Genomic DNA, 17,619 nt, shown 5'->3' on the forward strand with positions numbered 1-17,619 from the left:
GGGAGTGCCCTGCTTCATCGCAATCTTCCGTGTACCGCCTGCGCGGCGGGAACGGCAGCGATCCGGCCGCTACCGTTGCCCAACTATCTGATTTCTGGGAGGCTTGTCGCCATTGTGCATAGGGAAAGCAAATTGATGTCGAGAACCCTCTTTTTACTCTTGCTGGCGTTGTGTGCCGCTCTGCCAGCCCTGAGCGCCGAACCGGCGGCTCCCTCGGCAGCCGCCTGCGCCATCCGCCATCAGGATCAACTGCTGCTGGTGCAGGATCGCATCTCCTCCCGCTACAGCCTGAGCGGTGGCTATATCGATGGCGGCGAGCGCCCCGAGCAGGCGGCGCTGCGCGAACTCTTTGAGGAGACCGGCTTGCAGGGGGAGGTGGTGCAGGAGCTGGGTCGCTGGCAGCGGGCGGTTATCTTCGCTTGTCGCACTCTGGAACCGATTGTCGCCCAGCAAGATTCCGATTTTGTCTCGCTGCTGAAGGCCCCCAATCTGGGCGGGGAGATACTCAATGCCAGGCTGATCGCGGTGGACAAGCTGCCCCGCGAGCAGCGCCGCTTCCCGGATCAGCTCGACTGGCTGCAATCCCGACTGGATAAGGTGCCCGAGAGCGAGGTGCACTGGCAGGCCGATTTCGTGATGCAGGGCAATGCGCTGCATCAGGTCGAGATCCCGCTGATGCTGCGGCTGCAGCAGTGGCTGGGGCCCGATGTCTGGTGGCTGTCGGTCAGCAATCTGTTTGGTTCAGGCGGCTTTCAGCTTGCCCTGATACCTTTGCTGCTCCCGCTGCTGGGATGGCCGCGGCTGCGCCAGTTGCTGTTCGCCATGCTCTGGCTCGGCTTGCTGGTGCAGGCAAGCAAGGAGGGGATCGGCTGGCCGCGCCCCTTCCATCTGCAACCTGAACTGGCAACCCAGAGTGCGCAAGGCTTTGGCATGCCGAGCGGTCACACCGCCTCGGCCCTGCTGTTCTGGGGGGCGCTGCTTGGCTGGCTCTGGCCTGCCCGGCGGGGGCTGGCCTATTCGCTGGCCTTGCTGCTGGCGCTGACCACAGGTCTGGCGCGGGTCTGGCTCGGGGTGCACTTTATCTCCGATGTGGCGGCGGGGTTGCTGATCGGCACCTTGCTGCTGGCGGTTCGTCCCTGCTGGCGTGCCGACAGGCAGTCGGCGGCTTGGCTGCTGCTGATTGCATCTGCGCTGGCGCTCGGGGGGCTGACCCAGTCGGCCCATCTGGCCGGGATCGGCATGGCGGCCCTCGGGCTCTGGGTTGGCGGTTTGCTTACCCTGACTCGCGGCGGTTATCCCCCCATTGTGACCGGCGCGGTCACGTTGGCGGGGGGCGCGGCGATAGGGGCGGGGCTCTGGGCGCTGCCGCTGCTGACCAGCAGTTCGCTGGCCATACTGCTTGGTCAGTTTGTGCTCTTTTTCGGGCTGGGGCTCTGGTTGAGCGCTGGCCTCTGGTGGATACTCTCTTTCTTGAAATGCGACACACGACCCAAGGGCAACGGCTCTGACAAGGGAACTCTATGAATGTGAAAAAAGTGGATTTGGCCAAGATAACCCTGGGGGTGCTGTTTCTCAGCATCCTGATTATCTCCTGTTTCCTGGTGTTGCAGCCCTTCCTGCCTGCGCTGGTGTGGGCCACCATGATCACCATCGCCACCTGGCCGCTGATGTTGATGGTGCAGCGCCTGTTGTGGGGCAAGCGCACCCTGGCGGCCCTCTTTATGACGCTGGTGCTGCTGCTGATGTTCGTTATCCCGCTCTTTATGACGCTGGCCAATGTGGCTGAGAAGGCCCCCATGCTGATCGAGCTGGGTACCCATATCAGCCAGTCACCGCCGCCGGAGCTGCTCTGGCTGCAACAGATCCCGCTGGTGGGCGACAAGCTCTATGACTTCTGGCAGCAAATTCTGGCGAGCGGTGGTCAGGTGCTGTTTGCCAAGCTGGCCCCCTATTTCGGTCAGACCGCCCGCTGGCTGGCCTCTCAGGCCGGTAATCTTGGCTTGCTGTTCGTTCACTTCCTGCTGACGGTCGGTATCTGCGGTGTGCTCTATCACTCGGGTGAAGTGGTGGCGACCGGCATTCGCCGCTTTGCCCACCGGCTGGCGGGTCAGCGTGGTGACAATGCCACCGTGCTCGCTTCACAGGCGATCCGTGCCGTGGCGATGGGGGTGGTGGTGACTGCGCTGGTGCAATCCTCGGTAGCCGGTGTCGGCCTGCTGATTGCCGGTATCCCCTACGCCATGGTGCTGGTGGTGGTGATGTTCCTGCTGATCGTCGCCCAGATCGGCCCCTTCCCGGTGCTGCTGGCCTGTATCGGCTACCTCTACTGGAGCGGCGACACTACCTGGGGCACCTTCCTGCTGGTGTGGTCACTGATTGCGGGCACCATGGACAACTTCCTGCGCCCCTTCCTGATCAAGCGGGGCGCCGACTTGCCGCTCATCCTCATTCTGGTGGGGGTAATCGGTGGCTTGCTGACCATGGGGATCATCGGTCTGTTTATCGGCCCCGTGGTGCTGGCGGTGGGCTACACCCTGCTGGATGCCTGGATCAAGGAAGATGACCAACCGGCGACCGCTGCGGTTGAAGCGCCCAAAGCCCAATAACGATTCAGTAAAAAGACGATTTGGTAACAAGACGATTCAGCCATCCATCGCTGATGCCAGGAGCCGCCCATAAGGGCGGCTCTTTTATTTGTGGTGATTATGATTATGGCGATCGTGTCAGATTGGCTGATCCGCGCCAGCCTCCATATCCCACATATGACCGTCTCATGTAGGTTCGATTAGCGAAGCGTAATCGGACGATCGAGATGCCGCTGTTCTGGTTTTATCCGTGAATCAGCGGCATCTGGCAGAGGGGAAATATGGATGGCCGTTATTGCGGGGAAATAGATTTACGCGAACGTCCGATTACGCCTGATAGCTAATCGAGTCTACGGGCTGATTTCACTCACATTACCCCAAAATTGCTCTAGTGCGTGCCATTACATAGAGGATTGGGGGCCCAGAAATCGAATTAACGCATTAGGGGGGGCGGGCCCCATTAGATTCGTATTTTGCAGGTCCTCGAGTATTCCGACGCGTGTCGCTTCTCTAACATAGTCGTCGCCCTCTGTACACCAACGTTCGATAACAGAAAAGATATCACGAAGCTCATTTTCACAACCCTCCTGATAGAGCGAGGAGACCAGCCGTGCGATGTCGCCAAAAAATAAATAAAGAGGAAGAGCTACACCATCATCCCGCCAATCTTCGAGAAAAGCGGACCACAGCGGCTTTACCCTAGGGCAAACAGTCAGCAAAGGTCCCATCATTTCGTTGCGGTTGATCATTCAAGTACCATCTAATGCCGCGCTCTGCGGCAATTTAGAACACAGCAGAAAGTTAGCCCTGCTGCAAAAAAGACATCCGTATTGTCCGTCACGGCATACTAGCCATTGCCCAAACAAGCCAAGCATTGTAAGCCGTCTCGGTAGCGGTATTCAGCCTTCCAGTAATGGCTAATATCGAGTTCGGCAAATTCCACATACTTTTCCAGTTCATATCGCCGATTGAAAGACCGTTTGAGAACAATAAGTAACTGACATTTAGGCTGCCAATCTGAAACTTCTTGAATGGAGTTTCCCAATGCCAGTTCCGCCTCGAGGATCTTCTTTAGCGGTGCAGCGATAAGTTCGATGTTCATGATTTCCTTGCCACCTAGCACTGTTGAGATAAAAGGCGATACGAATCCGTTAAGAGATTGCTCTATATAACGCTGACATACCCAGAAAAATTTACTTTAAATCAAGATATCACCAACCATTCTTTGGTGCTAAGCGCATTCGCTTTGCGTTGTCTTTTGGCCCTGCTTTTTACTGCCGAGCAAAAATACACTTAAGGAGCGCCCATGGAAAGCGCCACCCAGTTTCAACTTTTTGAATAACTAGGGAGTGTGATCGCGGTGATACCCCATATGGTATTGCTGGCCAATATGCGGAACGGTGGCGGATCAGGGGCCCGTGGTTAACAGAAATGGCATGAATAAATAACCTGGGGCGTGGCAACACCCCGGGTTATCAGTGGGTAGATGAGGGTCAGGCTGGCTGGTGCAGGGTGATGCAGCGAATTCCACCACTGGCGACGACCTTGTCGTCAGATTCGGAGGCGAACCCGACCAAGAGCAGAGCGGGCTTGCCACCCTCTGAGGTAGGTCACTGAATCGGGGGCGCTGGCGTGGTTAAATGGTCGGCTCACATCTTGCCGGATATTGCTGTGACCATGCCATCTGACCTTCAGCCATTGCAGCCCAGGCCTGACTATCTGCAGGCATCCTGGCTGCGCTGCGCCCACCAGACCAGTGCCACCCTCTGGCATCCGCCCCACAGCGCCAAGGGGCAGACCTTGCAGAGCCTGCGCCAGCGCAAGCGCGACCTGCTCACCACCGGCGAGATGGCCCTCGAAGATCTCTACGAATTTATGGAGGGGCGCCCCTGCGCTCTGCTGCTCACCGACGAGAGCGGCTGCCTGCTGGCCCAGACCGGCCACCCCGACACCCTGCGCGAGCTGGCGGTGCTGGGGTTTGGCCCCGGCGCCTTTTTCAGCGAGGGGCGCATCGGCACCAATGCCATCAATCTGGCGGCGCTGGAGGGCGTGCCGCTCTGCGTCAGCGGTGCCCAGCACTTCAACCAGACCCTCCATCCTTGGCACAGCTGCGCCAGTCCGGTCTACAACAGCAATGGCCGTCAGGTCGCCATCATCGCCTTGATCTGCAAGGTGGAGGAGGCGAGCGCCGGCGATCTGGCGCTCACCGTCAGCGCCGGGCGCGAGCTGGCCCATCTGCTGCAGATGGAGACCCTGATGCAGGAGTCCCAGCATCACCTGAGCGAACTTTATGCCCTGCTCGACGGTATGGATGACGGCGTGCTGGCCTGGGATCCGCAGGGCCGCTTGCGCTACCTCAACGCGCTGGCGGCCCACCGGCTGTGGCTCGATCCCGCGCTCTGTCTTGGTCAGCCGCTGGAGCAGCACCTGCTGCTACCCCAGCGGTTGCAGCTGGCCATCAGGGGGCAGACGCCGCTCAGCCATGTGGAGGTGACGCTGGAGCGGCTTGGTGCGCAGGAGGGGGAGTTTATCAATGCGCTGGTGAGCCTCAAGCCGTTGCCGGGGCCGGAGGGGGTCAGCTTTATCGCCTTGCTGCACCCGGTCGATCGGCTGCGGGCCATTCATCAGCTGCGCCAGACGGTGCCCGAGCTGTCGGCGCTGGTGGGGGAGTCGAGCGCCATGCGCAAGCTGCTGCGCTATGCCCGGCAGGCGGCCCAGAGTCAGGGGCCGATCCTGCTGCGCGGCGAGGAGGAGGTGGGCAAGGCCCAGCTGGCGGAGGCGATCCACTTTGGCAGCGAACGGGCCGCCGGGCCCCTTATTACCCTCAACTGCAAGGCGCTGCCGAGCGAGCGAATGGCGCTGGAGCTGATGGGCTCCGACGAGGCGGGGCAGGAGCGGGCGGGCAAGTTCGAGCTGGCCCACGGCGGCACCTTGGTACTGGAGCAGGTGGAGTGCCTCTCTGCTCCTATGCAGGCGGCGCTGCTGCAACTGCTCAAGACCGGTCGCATCCAGCGCTTTGATTCGGCCCGCATCCTGCCGCTCAAGGTGCGGATTATCGCCACCAGCAGCGCCCCGTTGGAGCAGCTGGTGCAGGAGGGATTGTTTGGCCGCCAGCTGCTCTATGCCTTGCAGGCGTGCGAGCTGTGGCTGCCGGGATTGCGGGAGCGCGCGGCCGATCTGCCGGGCCTGATCAGCCAGCAGCTGACGGCGCAGGGGCGCGAGCCGGTGCGCCAGTTCAGTCCGGCGGCTCTGGACTGTCTGCTCGCCTATCCCTGGCCCGGTAATCTGGGGGAGCTGCGCAGCGCGGTCGAGCATGCGCTGCTTCACGCCGGTCAGGGGCCGATCCCGCCCGAGGCGCTGCCCGCAGCCATTCGGCACGGCTATCAGCAGGTGGCGGACGAGGTGGTGGGGCAACCGCTGCTCACCCTGGCGGAGCTGGAGCGACAAGCCATCTTGCGCTGCGCCCATGCCAGCAAGGGGCAGGTGAGCCAGATGGCCCAACATCTTGGCATCAGTCGCACTACTCTGTGGCGGCGGCTCAAGCTGCTCGAGATCGATCCCGCCGACTATCACGGCTGATAGTTATTCAGGCTGTTGCGAACCGGCCCGTAGAAAATGAAAAGGCCCCGCAGTTGCGGGGCCGTTTTTATATGGAAGGGTCAGCTGTGGTGCAGTTACAGCCCAAGCTGGTGGGCGGTGACGATAGCCGCCAGCACATCCTCGGCGGTGACCTTGAACGGCATGTTGTGGATGGTCTCGCCCTCGGCTGTGGAGGCTTTGGCCACCTCCATCAGGCGCGCCATATCCAGCTCCTTGACCCCCATCATATGCAGGTTGGTCGGCAGGCCGATCGAGCGGCAGAACGCCAGCACCGTCTCGATCTCCGCCATCGGCGCATTCTCCAGCACCAGCTGCACCAGGGTACCGAATGCCACTTTCTCACCGTGATAGAGGTGGTGACACTCGGCGAGCTGGGTCAGGCCGTTGTGGATGGCGTGGGCGGCGGCCAGTCCGCTGCTCTCGAAGCCGATACCGCTCAGGTAGGTGTTGGCCTCGATGATGTTCTCCACCGCCTTGGTGCAGAGCCCCTGTTCCACCGCCAGCTTGGCCTTGTAACCGTCGGCCAGCAGGGTCTTGTAGCAGAGCTCGGCGATGGCCTGCGCCGCCAGCGTCGAGGCACCACCGGCCATGGTCTGGCAACCGGAGACCTTGTTGGCGCGCGCCTCGAAGTAGGTGGAGAGCGCATCCCCCATGCCGGAGACCAACAGCCGTACCGGAGCGCGGGAGACCACGCCGGTATCCATGATGACCATGTTGGGGTTGGTCGGGATCATCAGGTATTCGCTGAACTGCCCTTCCGGGGTGTAGATGACCGCCAGCGCACTGGTGGGGGCATCGGTGGAGGCGATGGTCGGCACTATGACCACCGGCACCTTCTGGTAGAAGGCGACCGACTTGGCGGTATCCAGCGTCTTGCCGCCGCCGATGCCGATGATGACGTCAAACGGGGTCAGCTTGCAGCGGGCCAGCAGACGGTCGATCTCGGGGCGGGAGCACTCGCCGTTGAAGCAGTCGAACTCCGGCTTGATACCGGCGCCGTGGAAGCTGGTGGCCACGGTATCGCCTACCAGCTTGGTGACGAAGGCGTCGGCCAGAATAAGCGGCTTGCTACCGAGTGCTTTAACGTAGTTGCCGATATTGGCGAGGGCCCCGTTGCCTTGCACGTATTTGCTGGGGCTGATGATGATGCGGTCCATATTCTATCCCTCTCTCTAGTTCATAAGACGTCTTTTGAAACTAACAGGGGCGAAGGGGCGGCAGTGCCGGGGACTCCTTCGTCTTGAATGAAGCTGCACAGGCTCAGCGAGCGAGTGCAGCCCTTGAAACAGTGGTGTGCGGCGTCAGTCGCCGAAGCGCTCGTCGGCCAGCTGCTGGAAGCAGGTCAGTGCGGCGCTGGCATCCTCCCCGCGTGCCAGCAGGGTGAGTTGGTCGCCCTGACGCACGTTGAGCATGGCGAGCCGGGTCAGGCTGCGGGGATTGGCCTCTTTATCCCCCTTTTGCAGCTTGAGTTCGGCGGCAAAGGGCTTGAGGGCGGCCACCAGCCGGGCGGCGGGGCGCACATGCAGGCCGTGGGGGTTATCCACCACCACCTCGCAGCGCAGCCAGCCGTCGTCGGCAACGGGGGCCGTCTCGGTGGCGGCCTGCGCTGCGCTGGCTGGCAGCATCGCCTGTTTCGGGCCCAGCGCGCCGAGCGCCTCGGCGGCTACCTCATCCAGCGTCAGGCCGGAACCGGCCGCCACCACGGCGGCCAGAGTGCCTTCGACCAGCGGGGCCGGGCAGAGCCGCACCCGGGCGCTCAGCTCCGGGGGCAGCAGTTCGAGGGCGGTTTCGGCGCTCAGCAGGGCGCTGCCCAAGTCCATCAGCACCAGCACGCCGCTGCCGTCATCCGCCTCTTCAATCGCACTCATCACGGCGATGGCATCGGTGCCGATGGGGTGGTCGGGGTCATCGACCCCAGCCGCCAGCAGCAGGCGGGCCGGGCTGCCGAGCTGGTCGGCCAGCGCTTTCAAGCCGGCGGCCAGCATGGCGCTGTGAGAGACAACTACGATTCCGATCATGTCACAACCTCGCTCTGTCACGCAGGGCGGTCAGCAGCAGCAGGGTCGAGGTGGCCCCTGCATCCTGATGGCCGATGCTGCGCTCGCCAAGATAGCTGGCGCGCCCCTTGCGGGCCTGCATCTGGATGGTCGCCTCGGTACCGGCCGCAGCGGCTGCCACCGCCTTGTCCAGCGCTTCGTTGAGGGGCAGCTCTTGCTGCTGCGCCTGTTGCAGGGCGGCCAGTGCCGGCCACCAGGCGTCGCACATTGTCTTGTCGCCCGGCTCGGCACGGCCGCGGGAGACGATCCCCTCCACCCCGTCACTCAGCATTTTGCACAGCTGGCTGAGGCTCAGGCTCTGGCAGGCATCGCTGCTGGCCGCGGCCCGGATAAAGAAGGTGCCGTAGAGCGGTCCGCTGGCGCCGCCGACCGAGGAGAGCAGGGTCATGCCGGTGGTTTTCAGCACCTGCCCGATGTCCTTGTCCGCCACTGCCGGCAGCTTCTCGGCCACCTTGGTAAAGCCGCGCTGCATATTGAGGCCGTGGTCGCCGTCGCCGATGTCGGTATCCAGCGCGGTGAGGTAGTCACGCTGCTCGGTAAAGATGTGTTCGCAGTCGAGCAGCCAGTTGACGATTTGGTGTTTGCTTAGCATGGCTATCGGCACTCCTTAGCAGCCGCGACGTAGGGCGGGGGTGTGAACGGGGGCATCCCACAGGGTCATCAGCTCGTCATCCACCTTGAGCAGGGTGATGGAGATGCCGGTCATGTCGAGGGAGGTGCAGTAGGGGCCGATCAGGTTGCGCACCAGATGGATGCCCGCCTCTTCGCAAAGGGTGGCAAGGCGACCATAGACGCCATAGAGCTCGGAGATGGGGGTACCACCCAGGCTGTTGACCAGCGCGATAACCCGATCGCCCGCATTCAGCGGTTCGATAAAGGTGTGCTCTTCCTGCCAGCTGCCGCTGGTGCGATCCCAGTGACGCAGGGTGCGGCCATAGGGGGTATTGTCAGCAAGCTCGCTGAACATGTCGTCCACCAGGGTATTGAGGTCGGTGAAGGGGCGGCGCTCGATGCCCGGTTCGCCGTGGATACCGACGCCGAACTCCAGCTCGTTGTCCGCCAGAGTGAAGAAGGGCTTGCCAGCGGCAGGCACGGTGCAGGCATGCATGGCCACGCCTATGGTGCGGCTCTGGTTGTTGATGCGACGGGCCAACGCCTCGCAGCGCGCCAGATCGTAGCCCGCCTCGGCGGCGGCACCGACCAGCTTCTCGCACAGCACGGTCGTGGCAACGCCACGGCGACCGGCGGTGTAGAGGCTGTCTTTGACTGCCACGTCGTCATCGATCAGGGCGAAGCCCACTTTTACACCATCGCCATGCAGCAGCTCGACCGCGGTCTCGAAGTTGAGTACGTCGCCGGTGTAGTTCTTCACCAGAAACAGCACGCCTGCGCCGCCATCAACGGCCTGACCGCACTCGTACATCTGATCCGGGGTCGGGGAAGTAAAAATCTCGCCGGGGCAGGCGCCATCCAGCATCCCTTTGCCCACCAGACCGCCGTGCATCGGCTCGTGGCCGCTGCCACCGCCGGAGACCAGCGCCACCTTGCCCATCACGGGGGAGTCGGCGCGGGTGATGTAGTGGGGTTCGATACGTACCTTGAGCTCGGGGTGGGCGGCTGCCATCCCCATCAGTTGTTCACGGACCACGGCATCGACGGCATTGATCAGTTTCTTCATGGCTCACTCCTTGGCTTGCCACCGCTCGGGTGGGCAAATGGTTGATGGAGCCAGTCTAACGACAGAAAAAGGGATAAAAATGACGGTCGGTTTGGTTCGGATTTGAAACAGCAGGAGGGTGATGGATGTTTCAATCTGAAACGGCGCAGGGCAAGCGAGCGGGAAACTGTTAGCTGACTCACAGCCATGAAAAAGGGCCCCGCAGGGCCCTTCGCTATAACCGGAATATGTAGACGGGTTAGATGGCCCAGCCACCGGCGTAGAAGACCACCAGCGCCACGGCGATGATGACGGTGCCGACGTTCAGCTTCTTCCACTCGGCAGCGAACAGACGACCGATGACCAGCGCTACGAAGCCCAGCATGATGCCGGTCACGATGTTGCAGGTGAGCACGATAAAGACGGCGCACAGCATGCCGGAGAGCGCATCGACCGAGTCGCTGAAGTCCAGCTTGGTGACGTTGCCCAGCATCAGCAGACCGACGTACATCAGGGCCGGTGCGGTGGCGTAAGCCGGTACCAGATAGCTCAGCGGGGAGAGGAAGATCATCAGCAGGAACAGCACGCCGACCAGCGCGGCGGTCAGACCGGTCTTGCCGCCAGCTGCGGTGCCTGCGGCAGACTCGATGTAGACGGCAGCCGGAGCGCCACCGACGGCGCCTGCCACCATGCTGCTGACGGAGTCGGCAGTCAGGGCCTTGCCGCCGCTGATGATATGGCCACGCTCGTTGATGAGGCCCGCCTGACCGGCCACGGCACGGATGGTGCCGGTGGCGTCAAACACGGCTGTCATCACCAGTGCCAGTACGGTCGGAATGACCACCGGATTGAGGGCGCCCAGCAGATCCATGCTGCCTACCAGCGAGCCCTTCTCGCCAGTCAGGCTCGGCATGGCGAAGAAGCCCTGCCAGGTCACTTTGGGGTCGAAGATAAGGCCGAGGATGGAGATGGCGATGATCACCATCAGGATGCCGCCCGGCACCTTGCGGCGCTCCAGACCGAAGATGGCAGCCAGACCCAACACCGTCATGATGACCGGGAAGGAGGTTACTTCACCCAGTTGCACCGGCAGACCGGCCCCTTCGTTCTTAATCACCATGCCGACGCCGTTGGTGGCGATCAGCAGCAGGAACAGACCGATACCGATGCCGGTGCCGTGAGCGATGCCGGAGGGGAGGTTATCCAGGATCCACTGGCGCACGCCGGTGACGCTGATCAGGGTAAACAGCACCCCCATCAGGAAGATGGCGCCCAGGGCGACCGGAATGCTCAGTCCCTGACCCAGCACCAAGCTGAATGCGGTAAATGCGGTCAGAGAGATGGCGCAACCGATAGCCATCGGCAGCTTGGCCCACAGGCCCATCAGCAGGGAGCCGAAGGCGGCGATCAAGCAGGTGGCAACAAACACCGGGCCCTGCTCAAAGCCGGCAGCACCCAGCATGTTAGGCACCACTATGATGCTGTAGACCATCGCCAGGAAGGTGGTCAACCCCGCGACCAGCTCCTGACGCACGCTGCTGCCGCGCGCAGAAATGGAAAAATAAGAGTCCAGAAAGCCGCCAGTCCCTGTTTGGGCGGCCATATCTTGCTTTGCCATAACTAATCCTGAAAGTGTGAAGGAAATCGTTTGCGTTGGTGGCGCGCAAAATAGCAAGAATTCGCGGCAAATACAGCGGATAGCCTGACTTTTTCGTCACTATTCTACATTTTGAGTCCATTCGGAGCTCATTCTAAGACTCAAGCGGTGAGAGCGTGTAAGGGAGGGATCAAGCGGTCGGGGGAGGGGAGATCTGTGAGGAAAAAGCGGGGAAAAACAAAAAACCCGCCTAAGCGGGTTTTTTTAAATTCTTGCAGAGCTGTCAGCAGTTGGCATGAGCCATCAGCAGCATGCTCTGGCTTGAATTACAGACCAACTACGTTGGCAGCAGCCGGGCCTTTCTGACCTTGCTCGATGGTGAACTCAACGCGCTGACCTTCGTCCAGAGTTTTGAAGCTGGTGGACTGGATAGCGGAGAAGTGTACGAACACGTCTTTGCTGCCGTCAGCCGGGGAGATGAAACCAAAACCTTTCTCAGCGTTGAAGAACTTAACGGTACCAGTCATTTTGTTAGACATAATAATTTCCTTAAATAGTGTTGAATGCCACCTAAATGGCAATTTTTGATTTTTCGTCAGCAATACGTATGGGGAGCACTAAAGAAGGAGAATTATTTGATAAGAGTTATCCGAGGATAACGCTTATGCTAATCACTGCTTTACTAAAATGACTGCCTAACATAATCAGGTCTGAACTGCCGAACCATCGAGAAAGATTAAAACACGCTCTCATTTTTAAAGCAAACTTTATCTCGATATTAATGTTTTGTAACAGCCAAAAATATCATTTTTTATAGTAAACATGATGCATTTCAACGGCATAGAAAAAGCAGTGCAGACTCATATCACCCTGTAGCAAACCGGATTCGGCTTTTTTGTCCTGACTATGTAGCCAGTCTGGCAAAAAATATGAGAAAAAATGAAAAGGTGGCGATAGATGGGATTGTCAGTGAGCGTTCTCTCTAACTCACAATGTAAATCACTTCTTTGCTGCTGCGATTAGCTTCTGAGCGGCAAATCAATGGCAGCGCCAAATCTGGCGCATCGAGCATCGCCCAGACATGCAAACGCCCGCAGGCACAAGTGCCAGCGGGCGTTTTGCAAGAAGGGATCAGCGCTTGCTGCGAAACTTGTTGCTGACCGAATCAATCCAGCTGAAGGTTTCCGGCAGTACCTGATTCTTGGCGCGCTCTTTGGCTTTCTCGCGAGCCAGCTTGGAGGCTGCCTTGGCCGCTTCGGCGCGGTCGGCCACAATTTTCAGGCGACCCTCTTCGCGGATCTTGTTCCGCTCTCCGTTGGTCAGCTGGTGGTCTGCATTGGCTTGTGCCTTTTGCAATAACAAGGCTATCTCGGCTTTTTCGGCCTCGGTCAGATCTTTCATTTCCAGCTTTTTCACGGCGCGCTCCTGCGGCAGGGTGGTTAGACACCCTAACACAGTTGTGCCGATCACTTCTTATGCAATCGGCTTTCCTGCAGTAAAAATGCGGGTTTGTGCCAACTTTCCGTTATTTCGCTGCCACTTTCCCGCCTGTTTGCCACATTTCAATTTATGGCGAGCGGTGAGTGCAGCTCTTGCTCCTCCGGCTCGACGTGGATAAGCACGATGGCGTGGGGCAGCTGCGCCATGATGGCGTGTTCGATGCGATCACAGATATCGTGGGCTTCTCCGATGCTCATCTCCGGGGGCAGGGTGAGGTGGAAGTCGATATGGCGGCGGCGTCCGGCACGACGGCTGCGCAGATCGTGGAAACCACTGGCGGCAGGGCAGCATTCGGTGATGATGCGGCTGGTCATCGCCAGCTCTTCCGGGCTCATGCTCTGGTCGATCAGCGGCTGGAAGGCCTCGTTGAGCATGCTGATCGCCTCTCTGACAATAAAGATGGCGACCGCAATGGCGACCAGCGGGTCGAGGATGGCGAGGGAGTAGCCGAACAGACCGGCCAGCCAGATCCCGCCAAGACCGACGGCGACACCGGCTGAAGTGAGTACATCCGCCTTGAGATGAAGCGCATCGGCAGCCAGCGCGACCGACTCCTCCTCTCGGGCCACCTTGTAGAGGTAGGCCGAGACACCGCTGTTGACCAGCGCCGAGATCACCATCACCAGCACGCCCCAGCCAATGCTTTCAATCGGGCTGGGGGTGATCAGCTTGTCGACGGCTTCGAAGATGATCCAGCCCGCGGCCAGCAAGATAAGCAGTGCTTCGATGACGCCGGAGACATTTTCAATCTTGTCGTGACCATAGGGGTGGCGTTCATCGGGCGGGAGATCGGACTTTTTCACCGCGAACAGGGCGATCAGGGCCGCCACCAGATCCATGGCGGAGTGGATCGCCTCCGAGATGATACTGACCGAGCCGCTGGCGAAACCGGCCACCATTTTCATGATGATCAGACTGATATTGGAGCAGACCGACACCATGGCGGCTCTGGTTTTTCTGTTCATGTCACAGCTTCCTGAATAAAACGGATATTTCGGTGCGGCGCGCATTATATCCGTCTGACCGGAAATAACCTATTCGGTGTTGTAACCTGATGTTTCCGATGATATTGCGAATGCTTATTAAAATGGTGGCTTCTTGAACGGCAATAAATAATGAGATGGATTTATATTTATCCGTGAAAATATCTAGCCCACGATGGATTAATATAAGCGTGACAACATTTAATAATGCGAATTACTCTTTTTTGGTCTTTCCTGTCGAGGTCGTTTGGCCTCCGCGCTCAGGGGGCGGAGACCGGCATTTTTTGGACGAGAATGAGGCTGGATCCGGATGCCGCTGGAGGGTATGCTGGGTCTGGTGATGGTCTTGCACCATCCCACCAAGCGTACTGAAGTTGATGATTCGGATGGCATGCTGGCTCCCATGAGGAGCCAACTGTCTGGGTAACATTTTTGGAGTTTGATGATGAGTAACAAAGAACATCACAACGGCAAAGATGCCAAGAAAAAACCGCAGATGTCACTGAAAGAGAAACGCGAAGCCAAACGTCAGAAAGCAGAACTGAAAAACGGCAGCGCAATGAAGTAACGCTCCCCTACTGCTGTTCCTTCGGAGCCAGTACAAAGCCAGCCCTTACCGGCTGGCTTTTATGTTTGTGGCTCACGGCGTGGCGCCGTAAGCCGCGAAAATCTGGTGATAACGACCATCCTGACGCATCGCCTCAAGGCGCTTATCAAACAGATTGCGGGCATCGGCCGTTCGGAAGGCAAAGTGATAGACGGTGGGCGGGAAGAGGTCTGCTTGCCTGACCTGATTGCGCTCGTAGTGCTCGCCTGCCTGAGCGGTGGCAATCAGCTGGTCGAGGTAGTAGTAGAACACCCGCTCCTCCAGTACGACTGCATCTACCCTGCCGCGCATTAGCTGATGTACCTGCACCTGCTGCTTGGCTACCTCCTCATAGTGGGGATTCTGGTTGGCCATGGTGGCGAACGCGCCCCCCAGAATGATCCTTGCCCGTTGAAAAGCGGTGACCCGTTTTGAATGCAGGTCGTCCAGAGTACTGATGTGGGTGCTGCGCAGGGTGAAGATCCGGTTATGGAAGGTGATAACGGGCTGGGTCAGAACGTGAGGATCAACCATACCGGGTCTGACGTTGATGATGGCATCCAGCTTTCCTGACTCGAACAGGCGGAAGGTACGCTCCAGTGGCAGAAATTCAAAGCTGGGCTCATAGCCGCTGCCAGCGAACGCCTCTTTCAGCAGATCCAGCTCGATGCCGCGATTCTCGCCTTCGATGACATAAGGGGGGATGGCAAAGCTGACCCCGACCTTGAGTGGCTTTGCCTGCAACTGGCCGGAGAGCATGCTGGTCAGCATTAGCAATAAAGGGGTGAGCAGTTTCATTGCACTTTTCACAAAGCGCTCCTGTGGAGAATATCCATCACTGTAGGGGAGGCAACCAAAAAGCGTTATATCCCTTTCGGGCTGAGAGGTTCAGCCTGAGTGCATAAAAAAAGACCCTGAGTTATCAGGGCCTTTTCAATATTCTGTTCTTAGAACGGGATATCGTCGTCGAAATCCATCGGCGGCTCGTTATATACCGGCGGCGCAGATTGCGGCTGCTGGGCAGGACGGCCATAACCGCCTTGCGGCTGCATGTTCTGCTGCGGTGCCGGTGCCGGGCGCTGCTGATTCATCGGCTGCTGGGCAGGCATGCTCTGCTGCGGCTGACCCCAGTTACCCTGGGATTGGCCGCCCATGTTCTGGCCCATGCCCTGACCGCCTTGCGGACGGCCACCCAGCATCTGCATCACGCCAGTGAAGCTGTCGACCAGCACTTCAGTGGTGTAGCGCTCCTGGCCGCTCTGATCCTGCCATTTGCGGGTTTGCAGTTTGCCTTCCACATAGACCTGGGAGCCCTTCTTCAGGTACTCGCCAGCCACTTCGGCCAGCTTGCCCATGAAAACGACACGATGCCATTCGGTACGCTCTTTCTGCTCACCGGTCTGCTTGTCGCGCCAGGTTTCAGAGGTGGCCAGAGTAATGTTGGTCACAGCACCGCCACTCGGCATGTAGCGTACTTCCGGGTCTTGCCCGAGGTTACCGATCAGAATGACTTTATTGATGCCTCGACTGGCCATAATCTCTCTTCCACCTTATTTACCGGCCAGGTCGAAACCTGGTCCAACACGACTAGATACCTGATTAGTTGCTGTGTGCGGGGCACAATGTCCCGCAGACGCATGTGACGGTCATAGTAACAGTTGCGAAGCGGATTGGCAGCATCCTTAACCTGCTTGATGTGCCAAAGGTAACTGTTGGCTCCTGCTGCAGTGATGGTCGGGTTGCAGCTGTTTCCGGCGCGTCCGGCATCACATTTCTGCCATATATTCCTGTTATGCTTGCTGATTGGCGAATTGTAATCGGTTTTTAAATCGACTAAAAACATATGGTTACGATATTTATGAGATCCATTCTCATACTTTTTTAATATTGTGCTCCCATACCTCCTTGGTAGGCTCAGTCGGCCAGATTAGGTGGTTTACAGGTTCAAGGAAGAGCACACAATGAAAGCCGCATGCCCGATCGCACTGGTCACTGAAAATAATGTGCAGGCCAGCACATTTGCTGCATACCTCATCTCTCATTTGAGCCGTCCCGTCCAGCTAATCCACGAGATTAATCAGCTAGATAACCAGTGTGACGGCACGCTGTTTCTCATCGATCTCGACTATATCCGCTCTGGCCAGTCACTGGGCTGGAACCGGGCGATCTCCGAACGCTTTGGCATGGCGACCACTGTGCTGCTCAATGCTCCCACTGCGACGGATCGCGACCTGTTGCTGATGTGGCCGCAGATCTGCGGTCTGTTTTTCCGTCAGGATCCGCTCGACAGACTGGTTGCCGGGTTGCAGAAAATCCTGTTGGGCGAGTACTGGATGCCGCGCCACCTGCTGTGCGAGCTGGTCGAATACTATCGCCAGGGCAACAGTTATCTGCTGCGTAACGACACTCTGCTGACCGCCAGAGAGCAGGAGATCATCCGTTATCTGATGACGGGCGCCTCCAATGTCGAGATCGCCGACAGCCTGTTTGTCAGCGAGCACACCGTCAAATCCCACCTCTATAACGTCTTTAAAAAGCTGAATGTGAAGAACCGGATCCAGGCGGTGAGCTGGGCCAAAGAGTATCTCGATACTCCGGACTCCCACTGATGAAAGCGCTCTCTGTGGCGTGTTGCCTCGCGCTGCTCTGGGGCTGCACGACCGTTGTGGCGGCCGAGGCCGATGCACCGCTGGAGTCGGTACAGCCGGAGCAGGAGAGTGATCGGCTGGATGTGGATGGTCTGGTACTGGATCGCACCTTTACCCGTTTCGGTCAGGGCTTTTATAACGAATTTACCCGGTTGCGCAGCGATGAAGACCCGGATGCCAGAGAAAATCTGACGATTCATGAGCGCCCGACAGCCCGCTGGGGCAGCCTGATCTGGATCACCCATAACCGGAAAGTGATTTTTAAAACCGCACTCTCTCCTGGCCGCAATCAGCAGGAGCAGAGCGCCAAACTGGCTTGGTCACAGGTCAGGCAGACCCTCGAACAGCAGCAGATAGCGACCCTGTTCATGGATACCTTCGATTTGGAACATGATGAACTATAAGG

At 59.1% G+C, this 17,619-nt stretch carries 18 protein-coding genes; 6 read left to right on the forward strand and 12 right to left on the reverse strand.

Features of this window, described 5'->3' with window-relative positions:
• The first annotated feature begins 135 nt into the window (after positions 1 to 135).
• Both AACR14_RS03780 and ydiK read left to right on the forward strand, forming a co-directional pair.
• The gene (locus tag AACR14_RS03780) at positions 136 to 1,524 is read left to right on the forward strand and encodes a bifunctional NUDIX hydrolase/phosphatase PAP2 family protein (RefSeq protein ID WP_019445180.1); all 1,389 of its coding nucleotides are present in this window, start codon (positions 136 to 138) and stop codon (positions 1,522 to 1,524) included.
• Positions 1,521 to 2,606 (forward strand): AI-2E family transporter YdiK, encoded by a 1,086-nt coding sequence (gene ydiK / locus AACR14_RS03785; protein ID WP_005356525.1) that lies wholly within the window; start codon positions 1,521 to 1,523, stop codon positions 2,604 to 2,606. Before AACR14_RS03780 ends, ydiK begins: the two co-directional genes overlap by 4 nt.
• Positions 2,607 to 2,986: 380 nt before the next feature.
• Here the strand turns inward: ydiK and AACR14_RS03790 are convergent, their stop codons facing one another.
• Both AACR14_RS03790 and AACR14_RS03795 read right to left on the reverse strand, forming a co-directional pair.
• Entirely contained in the window at positions 2,987 to 3,334 is a 348-nt protein-coding gene (locus tag AACR14_RS03790) for a DUF7674 family protein (protein WP_019445181.1), read from the reverse strand.
• Positions 3,335 to 3,432: 98 nt separating this feature from the next.
• A complete protein-coding gene (locus tag AACR14_RS03795) occupies positions 3,433 to 3,687 on the reverse strand; it encodes a hypothetical protein (RefSeq protein WP_019445182.1) in 255 nt (84 codons plus the stop codon).
• A gap of 575 nt (positions 3,688 to 4,262) precedes the next feature.
• Here AACR14_RS03795 and dhaR point away from each other — a divergent pair.
• Positions 4,263 to 6,164 carry a dihydroxyacetone kinase operon transcriptional regulator DhaR gene (gene dhaR, locus AACR14_RS03800; protein WP_026034914.1) on the forward strand — a complete coding sequence of 634 codons (1,902 nt, stop codon included), beginning with the start codon at positions 4,263 to 4,265 and terminating at the stop codon, positions 6,162 to 6,164.
• A 95-nt stretch (positions 6,165 to 6,259) separates the two neighbouring features.
• Here the strand turns inward: dhaR and AACR14_RS03805 are convergent, their stop codons facing one another.
• The 8 genes from AACR14_RS03805 to AACR14_RS03840 all read right to left on the reverse strand — a co-directional run bounded on the left by AACR14_RS03805 (position 6,260) and on the right by AACR14_RS03840 (position 13,961).
• Positions 6,260 to 7,342: a glycerol dehydrogenase gene (locus AACR14_RS03805; RefSeq protein ID WP_019445184.1), complete on the reverse strand. Its 1,083-nt coding sequence runs from the start codon at positions 7,340 to 7,342 to the stop codon at positions 6,260 to 6,262.
• A 144-nt stretch (positions 7,343 to 7,486) separates the two neighbouring features.
• Positions 7,487 to 8,203, reverse strand: coding sequence for a dihydroxyacetone kinase phosphoryl donor subunit DhaM (dhaM, locus tag AACR14_RS03810; protein WP_019445185.1), 717 nt, complete (start codon positions 8,201 to 8,203; stop codon positions 7,487 to 7,489).
• 1 nt (position 8,204) lies between these two features.
• Positions 8,205 to 8,834 (reverse strand): dihydroxyacetone kinase subunit DhaL, encoded by a 630-nt coding sequence (dhaL, locus tag AACR14_RS03815; protein ID WP_019445186.1) that lies wholly within the window; start codon positions 8,832 to 8,834, stop codon positions 8,205 to 8,207.
• Between the two features lie 15 nt (positions 8,835 to 8,849).
• Positions 8,850 to 9,920, reverse strand: coding sequence for a dihydroxyacetone kinase subunit DhaK (gene dhaK / locus AACR14_RS03820; protein ID WP_019445187.1), 1,071 nt, complete (start codon positions 9,918 to 9,920; stop codon positions 8,850 to 8,852).
• Between the two features lie 238 nt (positions 9,921 to 10,158).
• Complete coding sequence (locus AACR14_RS03825; RefSeq protein WP_019445188.1) at positions 10,159 to 11,517, reverse strand: NCS2 family permease; 1,359 nt, start codon at positions 11,515 to 11,517, stop codon at positions 10,159 to 10,161.
• A 305-nt stretch (positions 11,518 to 11,822) separates the two neighbouring features.
• A complete protein-coding gene (gene cspE / locus AACR14_RS03830; protein WP_005316548.1) occupies positions 11,823 to 12,035 on the reverse strand; it encodes a transcription antiterminator/RNA stability regulator CspE in 213 nt (70 codons plus the stop codon).
• Positions 12,036 to 12,627: 592 nt separating this feature from the next.
• Positions 12,628 to 12,912: a DUF3811 domain-containing protein gene (yjbD, locus tag AACR14_RS03835; RefSeq protein ID WP_005340165.1), complete on the reverse strand. Its 285-nt coding sequence runs from the start codon at positions 12,910 to 12,912 to the stop codon at positions 12,628 to 12,630.
• Between the two features lie 146 nt (positions 12,913 to 13,058).
• Entirely contained in the window at positions 13,059 to 13,961 is a 903-nt protein-coding gene (locus AACR14_RS03840) for a cation diffusion facilitator family transporter (protein ID WP_019445189.1), read from the reverse strand.
• 460 nt (positions 13,962 to 14,421) lie between these two features.
• Between AACR14_RS03840 and AACR14_RS03845 the strand changes: the two genes are divergently transcribed.
• Positions 14,422 to 14,547: a hypothetical protein gene (locus AACR14_RS03845; RefSeq protein WP_019445191.1), complete on the forward strand. Its 126-nt coding sequence runs from the start codon at positions 14,422 to 14,424 to the stop codon at positions 14,545 to 14,547.
• A gap of 72 nt (positions 14,548 to 14,619) precedes the next feature.
• On the opposite strand, the gene AACR14_RS03850 is transcribed toward AACR14_RS03845, so the two are convergent.
• Together AACR14_RS03850 and AACR14_RS03855 are read right to left on the reverse strand one after the other, a co-directional pair.
• Positions 14,620 to 15,363, reverse strand: coding sequence for a substrate-binding periplasmic protein (locus AACR14_RS03850; protein WP_026034915.1), 744 nt, complete (start codon positions 15,361 to 15,363; stop codon positions 14,620 to 14,622).
• 149 nt (positions 15,364 to 15,512) lie between these two features.
• Positions 15,513 to 16,100, reverse strand: a complete 588-nt coding sequence (locus AACR14_RS03855; RefSeq protein ID WP_005340181.1) for a single-stranded DNA-binding protein — start codon at positions 16,098 to 16,100, stop codon at positions 15,513 to 15,515.
• A 426-nt stretch (positions 16,101 to 16,526) separates the two neighbouring features.
• Between AACR14_RS03855 and AACR14_RS03860 the strand changes: the two genes are divergently transcribed.
• The gene (locus AACR14_RS03860) at positions 16,527 to 17,174 is read left to right on the forward strand and encodes a LuxR C-terminal-related transcriptional regulator (protein ID WP_019445193.1); all 648 of its coding nucleotides are present in this window, start codon (positions 16,527 to 16,529) and stop codon (positions 17,172 to 17,174) included.
• A complete protein-coding gene (locus AACR14_RS03865; protein WP_019445194.1) occupies positions 17,174 to 17,617 on the forward strand; it encodes a curli production assembly/transport protein CsgE in 444 nt (147 codons plus the stop codon). The genes AACR14_RS03860 and AACR14_RS03865 overlap by 1 nt, the downstream gene beginning before the upstream one ends.
• Positions 17,618 to 17,619 lie beyond the last annotated feature (2 nt).

Source organism: Aeromonas sp. 159 (assembly GCF_963862045.1).
In the GTDB taxonomy this organism is placed as follows: Bacteria; Pseudomonadota; Gammaproteobacteria; order Enterobacterales; family Aeromonadaceae; genus Aeromonas; species Aeromonas veronii.

Bases quoted from the DNA above. Each gene is read 5' to 3' on its own strand.
- dhaL (WP_019445186.1), bottom strand. From the start codon at position 8,834: ATGCTAAGCAAACACCAAATCGTCAACTGGCTGCTCGACTGCGAACAC.
- AACR14_RS03805 (WP_019445184.1), bottom strand. From the start codon at position 7,342: ATGGACCGCATCATCATCAGCCCCAGCAAATACGTGCAAGGCAACGGG.
- AACR14_RS03865 (WP_019445194.1), top strand. From the start codon at position 17,174: ATGAAAGCGCTCTCTGTGGCGTGTTGCCTCGCGCTGCTCTGGGGCTGC.
- AACR14_RS03825 (WP_019445188.1), bottom strand. From the start codon at position 11,517: ATGGCAAAGCAAGATATGGCCGCCCAAACAGGGACTGGCGGCTTTCTG.
- AACR14_RS03845 (WP_019445191.1), top strand. From the start codon at position 14,422: ATGATGAGTAACAAAGAACATCACAACGGCAAAGATGCCAAGAAAAAA.
- dhaM (WP_019445185.1), bottom strand. From the start codon at position 8,203: ATGATCGGAATCGTAGTTGTCTCTCACAGCGCCATGCTGGCCGCCGGC.
- AACR14_RS03795 (WP_019445182.1), bottom strand. From the start codon at position 3,687: ATGAACATCGAACTTATCGCTGCACCGCTAAAGAAGATCCTCGAGGCG.
- AACR14_RS03850 (WP_026034915.1), bottom strand. From the start codon at position 15,363: ATGAAACTGCTCACCCCTTTATTGCTAATGCTGACCAGCATGCTCTCC.
- AACR14_RS03860 (WP_019445193.1), top strand. From the start codon at position 16,527: ATGAAAGCCGCATGCCCGATCGCACTGGTCACTGAAAATAATGTGCAG.
- dhaR (WP_026034914.1), top strand. From the start codon at position 4,263: ATGCCATCTGACCTTCAGCCATTGCAGCCCAGGCCTGACTATCTGCAG.
- AACR14_RS03855 (WP_005340181.1), bottom strand. From the start codon at position 16,100: ATGGCCAGTCGAGGCATCAATAAAGTCATTCTGATCGGTAACCTCGGG.
- cspE (WP_005316548.1), bottom strand. From the start codon at position 12,035: ATGTCTAACAAAATGACTGGTACCGTTAAGTTCTTCAACGCTGAGAAA.
- dhaK (WP_019445187.1), bottom strand. From the start codon at position 9,920: ATGAAGAAACTGATCAATGCCGTCGATGCCGTGGTCCGTGAACAACTG.
- AACR14_RS03790 (WP_019445181.1), bottom strand. From the start codon at position 3,334: ATGATCAACCGCAACGAAATGATGGGACCTTTGCTGACTGTTTGCCCT.
- ydiK (WP_005356525.1), top strand. From the start codon at position 1,521: ATGAATGTGAAAAAAGTGGATTTGGCCAAGATAACCCTGGGGGTGCTG.
- AACR14_RS03780 (WP_019445180.1), top strand. From the start codon at position 136: ATGTCGAGAACCCTCTTTTTACTCTTGCTGGCGTTGTGTGCCGCTCTG.
- AACR14_RS03840 (WP_019445189.1), bottom strand. From the start codon at position 13,961: ATGAACAGAAAAACCAGAGCCGCCATGGTGTCGGTCTGCTCCAATATC.